The organism is Luteipulveratus halotolerans (assembly GCF_001247745.1).
Taxonomy (GTDB): Bacteria; Actinomycetota; Actinomycetes; order Actinomycetales; family Dermatophilaceae; genus Luteipulveratus; species Luteipulveratus halotolerans.
Genome location: NZ_LAIR01000002.1, coordinates 3,267,776 through 3,279,821, shown reverse-complemented (window position 1 = coordinate 3,279,821; position 12,046 = coordinate 3,267,776). Strand labels below are relative to the sequence as shown.

Genomic DNA, 12,046 nt, shown 5'->3' with positions numbered 1-12,046 from the left:
GATCAAAGGAGTCAGTCATGGAGGCTTTGCCTCTCGTCGTGATCGGAGCCGGTCCGGCTGGCCTGGCCGCAGCGGCCAACGCGCAGCAGCGCGGCGTGCCCGCGGTCGTGCTGGAGGCCGGCGGTGAGGCGGGTGCCGGCGTGCGCGAGTGGGGTCATGTCCGGCTGTTCTCACAGTGGTCGGAGCTGGTGGACCCGGCGGCCGAGAAGGTCCTGACCCCGACCGGGTGGGCTGCGCCAGAGCCGAGTGCGTACCCGACCGGCCGTGACTGGGCGACCGGCTATCTGCAGCCGCTGGCCGACGCGCTGGGCGCGACCGACGAGGTCACGGTGCGCTACGAAGCCCGCGTCGTGGGTGTCACTCGGCAGGGTCGTGACCTGGTCGTCGACTCCGGGCGCGAGGCCGAGCCGTTCGTCCTCCAGGTGCAGACGGCCACGGGTGTCGAGCGCGTCGTCGCGCGAGCGGTCATCGACGCCTCCGGCACTTCGGGAGGCCCCAATCCTCTGGGAGGAGATGGGCTTCCGGCGATCGGCGAGGGCGCAGCACGGCAGCGGATCACCTACCGCGTGCCCGACCTGCGCGCCCAGGCGGTCCGCAGCCGGTACGCCGGCCGCCACGTCGTCGTGGCCGGCACCGGTGCGTCCTCGCAGAACGCTCTGGTTGAGCTGGCAGCCCTCGCCAAGGAGGCACCAGGGACTCGGGTGAGCTGGCTGGTGCGCCGTTCCTCTGCCAAGGGTGCGTTCGGCGGGGGCGACAACGACCAGCTCGTCGCGCGCGGTGCGCTGGGCACCAGGGCGCGAGAGGCGGTCGAGTCCGGTGCAGTGACCGCGGTCACCGGTTTCCGCACCTCCGAGGTGGCGATCGGCGAGGGCGGGCGGCTGTCGCTGACCTCCTTCGACGGGCAGCAGGTCACCGACGTCGACGAGGTCATCGCCGTGACCGGGTTCCGACCCGACATGAGCATGCTGTCCGAGGTGCGCCTGGATCTTGATCCGGTCCTGCAGGCGCCCCGTGCGCTGGCTCCGCTGATCGACCCGAACGTGCACTCCTGCGGGACCGTGTACCCGCACGGGGCCAAGGAGCTCGCCCAGCCAGAGGCCGGGTTCTACCTGGTCGGAATGAAGTCCTACGGCCGCGCGCCCTCGTTCCTGGCGCTGACCGGCTACGAGCAGGTCCGTAGCGTCGTGGCAGCGATCGACGGCGATCACGAGGCCGCCGAGCGGGTCGAGCTGACCCTGCCGGAGTCCGGGGTGTGCGGCGGTTCGGGCCTGTTCGACGAGCCGGAGCAGACCGACGCGCAGGCGGGCGGATGCTGCGGCGCGCCCGCATCCGAGGCGCTCCTCACGATCGGCACCGCGCCCCCGCGATGACGACGAGGTCCGCCACCGTGGTGCGGGCGCCGGTCCTTGTTATCACGGTGCGGGGCAGCACCGAGCCCGCCAGCGGGTCCCGGCTGCTCACCCCGATCGCCCGCGCCGTTGCTCGCCGCTGTCCAGGGGAGGTGGAGGTCCACAGCCTCGCGTACCCGGCGACCTTCGAGCGCTTCGATGCGACCTACCCCGCGAGCATCGATCTCGGCGAGAGCCCCGGGATCGGCGTACGCAACCTGGTGTCCGTCCTCAACGGCCAGGCGGGCGCCCGCCCGGAGCTGCGCATCGTGCTGCTCGGCTGGTCTCAGGGTGCGCAGGTCATCACCGACGCTCTCATCGCGCCCCACCTGCGATGCGCCGGGCGGCACGCTCCCGTGCTCGATCATCGTGCGAGTGAGCTGATCGAGGCCATCGCGCTGTTCGGCAACCCGACCTTCACCGCCGGAATGCCATACAACGCAGGCGAGTTCGCGCCTGGGATCAGCGGCGTCACGCCGCGCACAGGGGACCCTCTCGGTCCTTACGCAGGACGCATGCGCGACTACTGCGCAGCCGGAGACATCTCCGCGCAGAACGCTCCAGGATCGGACGTCGAAGGGCACGTCGCGTACTTCCACAACGGCATGCCCGACCAGGCGGAGACGGTGGCGTTCCTGCCCATGTGCGGCGTCGAGGCGTAGCCGCCCGAGATCGCCCACTGAGCGGAGCCGGGGTAGTTGCCGCTCTGCACGTATCCGCGCATGCCGAGGTTGACCGACTTCCCGCCGTGGCCGGCGAAGCCGTAGTTGGCGTATGGCGTACGGCATGCTCCGTAGATGAAGTCACCTGAACGCGGCGGGTTGTACGGCCCGCTCACGGCATTCGACAGCGTGCCGCGCTTCTGCAGCCCGAGGTAGGTGATCGTGTTGGTCTTGACGTCGACCCGGTAGGCCTTCTGATGCCCGGCTGGCGCGTCGACCGAGGTGTCCGGGTGAGCGCCGACCCACTTCAGCTGCTGAACCACCGGACGAGGCTCCGCTGCGGCACCAGTTGCAGCCGACGCGGCAGCAGTTGACCCCGCTGCCCCCGCAGCGGTCAGCGCGATGGCAGTGAAAGGGATCTTGTGTGACTTCATGAGGTCCCTCTCTGATCGTTTCCCGGGTTCTGGGACGACGAAGGACCATCATGAAACTCCCCCCTCGTGCGATCCCCCCGGATGCCAGGAAGCATGACAAGCAACGTCCGCGGGAAGAAGGCCTCAGGCGATTCCTTGCCAAGACTTGACCGCTGCAAGACCGAACCCTGTCGCGGCATCGAAGGGACGACGCCTGGGTCAGCGAGGCAACTTCACCTGGTCGTCGGCCTGCGTACCGACATAGCGGATCGTGTTCTGCTGCACGTCCACCACGTACACCTTCTGCTTGCCCACAGGGGCATCGATGGAGGTGTCGGGATGGGCACCAACCCACTTGAGCTGCGCGACCTCGCCGTGTGGCTGGCCTGCTGCGGAGGCCGCCGCCGTCGCGCCGGCGAGGCCGGCTGACGCAATCACTGCACCGATGATCAGACGCTTACGCATGGTTCCCCGTCCCGAGATGATGTGGTTGTCAGACGCTAGCAAGCAGCCACGACGATCAGGGGACGCGCGCCGTTGATCACCCGTGCACTTGCCCACGGCTGTTGGCGAGGCGGTAGGAGTGGGTGCCGGTTTCGATGATGGTGCCGTGGTAGATGAGGCGGTCGACGATCGCGGCGCACAGTCTCGGGTCGGTGAAGGTGTCGGTCAGCCGGAGAAGGACTGGTTGGAGGCGATGGCGATGCTGTTCTTCTCCTCGCGTTCGGTGAGGACTTGGAAGAGGAGCTCGGCTCCGCGGCGGTCGAGCTCCATGTAGCCGAGCTCGTCGATGATGAGCAGGTCGACGCGCCCGTAGCGGGCGATTGTCTTCGCGAGCTGCTTCTCGTCGGCGGCTTCGATGAGCTCGTTCACCAGCCGGGTGGCCAGGGTGTACCGGACGCGGTGGCCTTGCTCGGCGGCGGCGGTGCCCAGGCCGATGAGTAGGTGGGACTTGCCGGTGCCGGAGTCCCCGATCAGGCACAGCGGTTCGCCCTTGCGGATCCAGTCGCCCTTGGCGAGCTCGTGCACCGTGGCGGGGTTGATCGCGGCGTTGGCGTCGAAGTCGAAGTCGCCCAACCACTTGTCGCGGGGGAACTGGGCGGCTTTGACGCGCCTGACGGAGGAGCGTCGGTCGCGGTCGTCGACCTCGGCCAGCAGCAGCTCGGCCAGGAATCCTTGGTAGGTCAGCTGTTCCTTGGTCGCCACGGTCAGGGCCTCGTCGACCAGTGCCCGGATGGTCGGGAGCCGTAGTCGGCGGCAGGCCTGGTCGATCGCGGCGACGGCGGCTTCCTCGGTCAGGCCGCGGCGGCGGCGCAGGGTCGGGGTGATCGTGGTTGCGGGTGCGGTCGGTGCCATCAGCTGGTGCTCGCTTTCACATCGTCGGGGTCGGTCGCGGCGCGGCGGCGTGGGAGCAGCTCGTCGTAGGCGGCCACGGACGGGACCAGGCGGGTGTCCGGGGGCAGGCCGGCGATCACGGCGGCCGGGTCGGTCAGCCGGCGCTGGGTCAGCGACACCACCCGTTGCTCGGGCGCACCGTCGCGGGCAACAAGATGACGATCCGAGACGGTCCCACCCTCACTGTCGGTGGCGCGTGTGGCGTGGCGGCGGGCCTCGACCGCGACGACATCGGCGGTCACCGCCCCCACGGAGAGGGCCGCGGTGATCCCCGCCGTGACATCGGCGGCCGTGAGGGAACGGTGCAGCAGCAGGACCTCGACCAGCTCACGAGTACCGTCGGCGTCACCGTTGACCTTCCGGGAGGCCGCCCAGAACGCCTCATGGGCGCTGGTGAACACCCCGGCGGCGCGGGCCTGTGCGAGGGCGGTCGAGCCGGGGAGAGCGCCGGGCTTGTGCCGCAGCACCTCCAGGTAGTGATCCAGGACCACCACGTGCCCGGTGCGGGCCGCGACCCTGGGGTGGACCGCGACCACGGCCCTGCCCTCGAACACGACCAGCTCCGAGGCGCGCAGCGAGACCCGGACGCGGTGGCCGATCAGGTGCGCCGGTACGGAGTACTTCACCATCCGCACGGTGATCATGCTCGCGCGGTCCACCCGCGGACGCAGCACCAGCCCGGGGTCGAACCGCTCAACGGGCAACGGCCGCAACAGGTCTCGCTCGGTCGCGAAGTCGTCCCCGATCGTGCTGGCGTGGCCGGTGATGCGCCGGCCCTCGTCGGCGTCCTCCCAGACCCGGATGCGTTCATTCAGCTCATCCAGCGAGGTCACCTGCGGCATCGGGGACAGATGGGACTGCTGCACGAACAGGTGACAGGTGGTAGTCATGCCGCCTGATCGGCTGGCGTGGTCATGATCGTCTCGTACTCGATGGGGGTCAACCGGCCGAGGCGGTCTTGGCGTCGACGCCGGTGGTAGGTGCGTTCGGTCCAGGTGATGATCGCGATCCGCAGGTCTTCGCGGGTGTCCCAGGTGCGGCGGTCCAGGACGTTCTTCTGCAGCAGCGCGAAGAAGGACTCCATCGCGGCGTTGTCACCGGCAGCGCCGACCCGGCCCATCGACCCGGTCAGCGCGTGCTGGTTCAAGGCGTGCACGAACTTGCGTGAGCGGAACTGGCTACCGCGGTCGGAGTGCACGATGCACCCGGTGACGTCCTGCCCCTGCGCGCGTCGCCGCGCGACGGCCGAGTCCAGGGCTGCCGACCGCGAGGGCTGACCTCATCCGGTCGCTGATGGAGTAGCCCACGATCCGCCCGGAGCAGGCGTCCTTGATCGCGCACAGATACAGCTTCCCCTCACCAGTGCGGTGCTCGGTGATGTCGGTCAGCCACACCTGGTTCGGCGCGGCGGCGGTGAAGGAGTGCCGGATCACACCGTGCTCGTCCTGACCAGCGAGCAGGTCATCGTGCACCGGTGGCCCGGGCTTCTTGCCGTGGCTGCCGCGCTTCTTGCCGAAGACCGACCACCACGCGTTCGCCGAACAGATCCGCCACGCCGTGCGCGGCGTCATCACCTCACCCGCGCCGGCGGCCTCCACAAGCAAGTACCGGTACCCGAACTCCGGATCATCACGGTGGGCATCGAACAACGCGTTGGCCCGGTAGGCCGCCTGCAGCTCACGACCGGTGACCGGACTGGCCAGCCAGGCGTAATACTTCTGACGGTGGAGCTTCAGGACCCGGCACGTGACCGTCACGGGAATCCCGTCAGCGGCCAGCTCACTCACGAGCGGGTAGAGCCTTTTCCCGGCAGATGCGCCTGAGACAGGTAAGCCGCCGCCCGGCGCAGCACCTCGTTCTCCTGCTCCAGCAGCCGTATCCGCCGATTGGCCTCCCGCAGGTCAGCAGACTCAGCCGTGGTCGTGCCCGGCTTGTCGCCATCATCGATCGCGGCCTGGCGCAACCACTTGTTCAACGTCATCGGGTGGACACCGAAGTCCTTGGCGACCTGCTCCAGCGTCACACCCGGCTCACGACCTCGGGCGACGCGCACGACATCATCACGAAACTCTCGGGGGTAGGGCTTAGGCACAGCAACATCTTCCAGGCCACCCTCACGGGCAAGCCAGATCAGATGTCACCTGTTCGTGCAGCAGTCCCCAGTGATGCATCGTGAGTAGAGGTCCATCGCGACCGTGAGCTCGACGTTCACCCATCGCAGAGTGATGGGCTCCATGGCGAACACGTCAAGCCGCGTGCTGTCCATGACGAGGTACTGGCCGGGATAGTCGGCGCGAAGTCGTCCAAGCACACCCGTGGGCCGCTCCGTGACCGAACGACGTTGCTTAGACGGCCCGAATGTGTAGCGCCCCTTGTCGAGCTCGGCGAGCCGTCGATATGCCACGCGGTCTGAAGGCACGCGTCCACCGGGCACCGCCTCCAGGTAGGTCGTGTTGGCGTGTCGGATGACTGTTCGTCGTGTGGGTGTCGATGAGTGGGAGTAGCGGTGAAGGACCTCAAGGCATGCGCTGTCCCAGCGTGGGTCGACCGACCGGCGCCCCTCTTTGAGGAGCCGCGCATCGATGAGTCCCGCAACACCCTGTGCTTCGAAGCGCGCCAGACGTCGTTGAAGAGTCCTCGTCGAAACGCCAAGTTCCTCTGCTTTCGAGCGCAGCCTGTCGGCGCGCGTCCGATCAGGGTCGGGCCGCTGGAGCTCCATCAGATGCAAAGCTTCTTCCTCGAGTGCCTTGCGCGCAGATGGGGGGAGCGCCGCCAAGAGCACGCCGCTGGGCGGCGCGGTATCCACGGGAACGCGGTCGCCGTCGAGGCTCCCGGAGAGCGAGTCGGCTGCAAGTGCCGCGAAGCTGACGGCTTGGACTTCGTCGTCGCGCCGGAGCCGCGCCGCGCTTTCGGTGAGCGACTCGACTTCCCAGGTGGACCCGTCCCACCACACGTTCGCGCCGACGCGGATGACGTGCGTACTGGAGGTGGTCATGCGGCTGTCTGCCGAGCGCGTTCTATGACAGTGGCGCCCGACATGGGCACGTACAGGTCCACCTGCCACTCGCCAGTCCAGATCATTCCGAGGACGGCGCGCCGTGCGAGCCCGAGCTCGAACCCAGTCAGGAGTGATTGAACCTCGTCGAGGGTTCGGCCCTCTGCAGCGATGGTGCGTGCAGCACGCATGACTTCCGGCGAGATGCGCTCAACGCGGCGTCCTGCCCCGAGGAAGCGGACGTTCCGCATGTAAACCCCTGGCGCGCCGGACCAGACCTCGTATCGCCATCCACGGGTTTCGCAAAGGCGCCCGGTCCACCTGAAGACGTCGACCACCTCGGTTCATCCAGCAACGCTGCCGGCTTCACATCCACCACAAGGTGGCTGCCGTCGGCGTACTCCAGCATGAAGTCCGGGGCGTGGCGTCGCAGGGAGCCTTGGTCCTTGCCCGAGCACCAGACGGGCTGGCTCGCGATCCGACACACGCTGGGCTCGAAGTCCGCGAGCCACAAGCGGTCTCGTTCGAGCAGGCTTTCGTATCCGACCAACGAGTCCGTAGTCGCGCACCAGAGCCAGCCCGAGTAGTTCCGTTGGCCGGCTCGGGACCCGAGGCGCCTGACTGGCAGCCCCGTCATGATGGATCGCGTATCGGCGGCGCCGAGCGTCGTGACGATCGAGTGCCCGTCAGCAGTTGCATATCGACACTCTGTGTCGAGCAGCGTCCCCTTGGTCACGAAGACATCCTGTCGTACCCGCCAACTTAGTGGCGAAGCGCCATGGTGACGACAAGATAACGGCGAGGCGACAACTTGATCGGCAACCTAAAGCCGTCGAGGGCGCCGCTGTGACATCTGCCGCTGCGGGGGAATGGATCCGGCTCGACAAGAGTTGAGCCAGGTGAACGCAACTTTACGGAGCGCCAGTTTGACAAGGCGCGTGGCCGGAGAGTTGAGTCTGATCCAGTCAGGGGTGCACCCGGCGTACGACGCCAGCAGCCCTGCCCGAAGCAAGCCACGAGCAAGGAGCAGCACACATGGCACGTGCGGTAGGCATCGACCTCGGCACCACGAACTCCGCCGTCTCCGTCCTGGAGGGCAACGACCCCACGATCATCGCCAACGCCGAGGGCGGCCGCACCACGCCGTCCGTCGTCGCGTTCGCCAAGAACGGCGAGGTCCTCGTCGGCGAGATCGCCAAGCGTCAGGCGGTCACCAACGTCGACCGCACCATCCGTTCGGTCAAGCGCCACATCGGCACCGACTGGAACACCGAGATCGACGGCAAGAAGTACACGCCGCAGGAGATCTCGGCCCGCATCCTGCAGAAGCTCAAGCGGGACGCCGAGTCCTACCTGGGCGACACCGTCACCGACGCGGTCATCACGGTGCCCGCGTACTTCGACGACCACGAGCGTCAGGCCACCAAGGAGGCCGGTGAGATCGCGGGCCTCAACGTCCTGCGCATCATCAACGAGCCCACTGCGGCCGCACTCGCGTACGGCCTCGACAAGGGCAAGGAGGACGAGCTCATCCTCGTCTTCGACCTCGGTGGTGGCACGTTCGACGTCAGCCTGCTCGAGGTCGGCAAGGACCCCGAGGACGGCTTCTCCACCATCCAGGTGCGTTCGACCAGCGGTGACAACAAGCTCGGTGGCGACGACTGGGACGACAAGATCGTCCAGCACCTGCTCACCACGGTGAAGAACACCTCCGGCGTCGACCTGTCCAAGGACAAGATCGCGATGCAGCGTCTGCGTGACGCGGCGGAGCAGGCCAAGAAGGAGCTGTCGTCCTCGACCAGCACCAACATCTCCATGCAGTACCTCAGCATGGGCGAGAACGGCCCGATCCACCTGGACGAGACGCTCAGCCGTGCGCAGTTCGAGCAGATGACCAAGGACCTGCTCGAGCGCACCAAGGCCCCGTTCCAGCAGGTCATCAAGGACGCCGGCATCTCGGTGTCCGACATCGACCACATCGTGCTCGTCGGTGGCTCGACCCGTATGCCCGCCGTGGCCGAGGTCGTCAAGGAGCTCACCGGTGGCAAGGAGGCCAACAAGGGCGTCAACCCTGACGAGGTCGTCGCGGTCGGTGCGTCCCTGCAGGCCGGCGTCCTCAAGGGTGACCGCAAGGACGTCCTGCTCATCGACGTCACGCCGCTGAGCCTCGGCATCGAGACCAAGGGTGGCCTGTTCACCAAGCTCATCGAGCGCAACACCGCCATCCCGACCAAGCGTTCGGAGGTCTTCAGCACCGCTGAGGACAACCAGCCGTCGGTCGAGATCCAGGTGTTCCAGGGTGAGCGCGAGATCGCCAAGGCCAACAAGCCGCTCGGCAACTTCGAGCTGACCGGTATCGCCCCGGCTCCCCGTGGCATCCCGCAGATCGAGGTCACCTTCGACATCGACGCCAACGGCATCGTGCACGTGTCCGCCAAGGACCGCGGCACCAACAAGGAGCAGTCGATGACCATCTCCGGCGGCTCCGCGCTGCCGAAGGAGGACATCGAGCGCATGGTCAAGGAGGCCGAGGAGCACGCGGCCGAGGACGCCAAGCGTCGCGAGCAGACCGAGGCGCGCAACACCGCCGAGCAGCTCGTCTACTCCACCGAGAAGTTCCTCGAGGACAGCGGCGACAAGGTCCCGGACGACACCAAGTCCGAGGTCACGACCGCCCTGACCGACCTCAAGGACGCCCTCAAGAACGACGACGCCTCGCCCGAGGACATCGCCGACAAGAGCAAGACCCTCTCCGACGTCTCGCAGAAGATGGGCGCCGCGATGTACGCCGCGTCGCAGGCCGAGGGCGAGGGTGCCCCGGGCTCTGACGCCGGTACGCCGGGTGCCGAGCAGGCGTCCGCCGACGGCGGTTCGTCCGCTGCCTCGGACGACGACGTGGTCGACGCCGAGGTCGTCGAGGACGAGGACGACAAGAAGTGACGGATGCACGTTCCTCGGCCGGCTCCCAGGAGGAGCCGGCCGAGGGCCCCGTCATCCGCGACAAGCGCCGCCTCGACCCGCAGACTGGCGAGGTACGCGATCAGCAGACAGCAGAAGGGAGCTCGAGCGTGACGGACGACAGCAAGCCCGCCGACGGCGAGGCCCAGCCGACCACCGACGAGACCGTCGAGGCGTCGGCGAGCACCGACGTACCCGAGCAGGACACCCCGCAGGCCGAGCAGTCCGACGCCGATGTGGCCGCCGGACTGCAGGACGAGCTGCTGCGTGAGCGGGCGGCGTTCCACAACTACCGCGAGCTGATGAAGCGCGAGCGTCCCAAGGACCGCGAGCAGGCCATCGGCACGGTCGTGGAGTCGCTGCTGCCGGTGCTCGACGACATCTTCATGGCCGAGCAGCACGGCGACCTCAAGGACAGCCCGTTCGAGAAGATCGCCGTCAAGCTCGAGACCACGCTCGGCAAGCACGGTGTGCAGCGGTTCGGTGAGGTGGGCGAGGCGTTCGACCCGCAGCACCACGAGGCGCTCATGCACGTCGAGGCCGAGGTTCCCGAGGGCGCCGAGAGCACGACGGTCGTGCAGGTCATGCAGCCCGGCTACCGCGTGGGTGACCGCGTCGTACGCCCGGCGCGCGTGGCCGTCGCCGACCCGCAGTAACACCCACGCCGCTGGACGAGCCGGGCCGGGATCCGGCCCGGCTCGACCAGCGGGACCGATCAGCTCTGGAAGGAGGCAGGACCGGATGGCCAGTCAGGACTGGTTCGAGAAGGACTTCTACGCGATCCTCGGCGTCTCCGAGGACGCGTCCGAGGCCGACATCAAGAAGGCCTATCGCAAGCTCGCCCGCAAGTGGCACCCCGATCAGAACCCGGGTGACGACGCAGCCGAGAAGCGTTTCAAGGAGATCGGCGAGGCCAACGCGGTCCTGTCCGACCCCGAGGAGCGCCAGCAGTACGACGCCGTGCGCCAGATGGCCCGCGGCGGAGCACGATTCACCGCCGGCGGCCCCGGAGGCGCCGGTGCCGGTGCAGGCGGTTTCGAGGACGTCTTCGGCTCGATGTTCGGCGGCGGTCCCGGTGGCGGGCAGCGCGTGCGCTTCTCCACCGGTGGCGGCGGCCAGCAGGGCATCAACCTGGAGGACCTCCTCGGCGGGTTCGCCGGCGCCCAGGGCGGCGGCTCGCCGTTCGGTGGTGGCGGCTACGGGCAGTACGGCGCCCCCGCGGGCCCGCGCCCGGGCCAGGACATCCACGCTCGCACCAGCCTGTCGTTCCGGCAGGCCGCGGCCGGCGACACGGTGACGCTCCAGGGCGTCGACGGCAAGCCGCTCACCACGCGAATCCCCGCTGGTGTCAAGGACGGTCAGACGATCCGCCTGCGTGGCAAGGGCCACGACGGTGACCCCGGCGCAGCCAAGGGCGACCTGCTGCTCAAGGTCTCGGTGACACCGCACCCGGTGTTCGGTCGTGACGGCAACAACCTCACCGTCGACCTGCCTGTCACGTTCGCTGAGGCTGCTCTGGGCGCCACCGTCGAGGTGCCGACGCTCGACGGCAAGCCCGTCAAGGTCAAGGTCGCGCCGGGCACCCCGAGCGGACGGGTGCTGCGCGTCAAGGGCCGTGGCATCGCCGCGAAGTCGGGAGCGGGCGACCTGCTCGCCAAGGTGCACGTCGTCGTACCGCAGCGCCTCACCGATGAGGCCAAGTCGGCGTTGGAGGCCCTGCAGGAGCAGGAGAAGGACCTCGACCCGCGCGCCGAGCTCAAGGCCAAGGCGAGCGCATGACCGCCGCCGGCGCACGTGGCGAGCGGGTCCCGCACGACCAGCCCGTCTACGTCATCTCGGTCGCGGCCGAGCTGGCCGGCATGCACGCACAGACCCTTCGCCAGTACGACCGCCTCGGGCTCGTGACGCCGTCGCGCACCCGTGGTGGTGGACGCCGCTACTCCGCGCGCGACGTCGACCTGCTGCGCGAGGTACAGCGCCTCTCGCAGGACGAAGGCGTGAGTCTGGCTGGTATCCAACGGATTCTGCAGCTCGAGCACCAGGTCGAGGCGTTGCGGTCGCGCGTCGCCGAGCTCACCGCCGAGGTGGGTGCGCTGCGCGAGCGGGGCTCGACGCGCGTGTTCGCCGCCGGCCCGGACGGCCGGATCGTGACGCTGCGTCCGGGTGAGCGCCCGAGTCGACGAGCATCGAGCACCTCGCTCGTCGTCTGGCGCCCCGAGGCGTAACCGTCGGCTC

Annotated in this window: 9 protein-coding genes and 3 pseudogenes; 6 read left to right on the top strand and 6 right to left on the bottom strand. The window is 68.5% G+C overall.

Annotated elements, in window-relative coordinates; all coding sequences use genetic code 11:
• The first annotated feature begins 17 nt into the window (after nt 1-17).
• Complete coding sequence (locus tag VV01_RS16465) at nt 18-1,370, top strand: NAD(P)-binding domain-containing protein (RefSeq protein WP_050670834.1); 1,353 nt, start codon at nt 18-20, stop codon at nt 1,368-1,370.
• Nucleotides 1,367-2,050, top strand: a complete 684-nt coding sequence (locus tag VV01_RS16460) for a cutinase family protein (RefSeq protein WP_197275073.1) — start codon at nt 1,367-1,369, stop codon at nt 2,048-2,050. The genes VV01_RS16465 and VV01_RS16460 overlap by 4 nt, the downstream gene beginning before the upstream one ends.
• A 632-nt stretch (nt 2,051-2,682) precedes the next feature.
• Here the strand turns inward: VV01_RS16460 and VV01_RS16455 are convergent.
• The 6 genes and pseudogenes from VV01_RS16455 to VV01_RS24950 form a co-directional block, all read right to left on the bottom strand.
• Nucleotides 2,683-2,928 carry a hypothetical protein gene (locus tag VV01_RS16455; RefSeq protein WP_050670832.1) on the bottom strand — a complete coding sequence of 82 codons (246 nt, stop codon included), beginning with the start codon at nt 2,926-2,928 and terminating at the stop codon, nt 2,683-2,685.
• Between the two features lie 76 nt (nt 2,929-3,004).
• A pseudogene (istB, locus tag VV01_RS16450) lies at nt 3,005-3,819 on the bottom strand (IS21-like element helper ATPase IstB).
• Nucleotides 3,819-4,718, bottom strand: a pseudogene (locus tag VV01_RS16445) (Mu transposase domain-containing protein); the annotation flags it as partial. The pseudogenes VV01_RS16445 and istB, both read right to left, overlap by 1 nt.
• A gap of 26 nt (nt 4,719-4,744) precedes the next feature.
• Nucleotides 4,745-5,950: pseudogene (locus tag VV01_RS16440) on the bottom strand (IS3 family transposase).
• 45 nt (nt 5,951-5,995) lie between these two features.
• A complete protein-coding gene (locus VV01_RS23430) occupies nt 5,996-6,853 on the bottom strand; it encodes a helix-turn-helix domain-containing protein (RefSeq protein WP_071606420.1) in 858 nt (285 codons plus the stop codon).
• A gap of 127 nt (nt 6,854-6,980) precedes the next feature.
• Nucleotides 6,981-7,490, bottom strand: coding sequence for a TnsA-like heteromeric transposase endonuclease subunit (locus VV01_RS24950; RefSeq protein WP_407942940.1), 510 nt, complete (start codon nt 7,488-7,490; stop codon nt 6,981-6,983).
• Between the two features lie 398 nt (nt 7,491-7,888).
• Between VV01_RS24950 and dnaK the strand changes: the two genes are divergently transcribed.
• From dnaK to VV01_RS16410, 4 genes are all read left to right on the top strand, one after another.
• Nucleotides 7,889-9,793: a molecular chaperone DnaK gene (gene dnaK / locus VV01_RS16425; RefSeq protein ID WP_050670830.1), complete on the top strand. Its 1,905-nt coding sequence runs from the start codon at nt 7,889-7,891 to the stop codon at nt 9,791-9,793.
• The gene (locus VV01_RS16420; RefSeq protein WP_050670829.1) at nt 9,790-10,467 is read left to right on the top strand and encodes a nucleotide exchange factor GrpE; all 678 of its coding nucleotides are present in this window, start codon (nt 9,790-9,792) and stop codon (nt 10,465-10,467) included. Before dnaK ends, VV01_RS16420 begins: the two co-directional genes overlap by 4 nt.
• Nucleotides 10,468-10,552: 85 nt before the next feature.
• Nucleotides 10,553-11,590, top strand: a complete 1,038-nt coding sequence (locus VV01_RS16415; RefSeq protein ID WP_050670828.1) for a DnaJ C-terminal domain-containing protein — start codon at nt 10,553-10,555, stop codon at nt 11,588-11,590.
• Nucleotides 11,587-12,036 (top strand): heat shock protein transcriptional repressor HspR, encoded by a 450-nt coding sequence (locus VV01_RS16410; RefSeq protein ID WP_050670827.1) that lies wholly within the window; start codon nt 11,587-11,589, stop codon nt 12,034-12,036. The genes VV01_RS16415 and VV01_RS16410 overlap by 4 nt, the downstream gene beginning before the upstream one ends.
• The last annotated feature ends 10 nt before the right edge of the window (nt 12,037-12,046 follow it).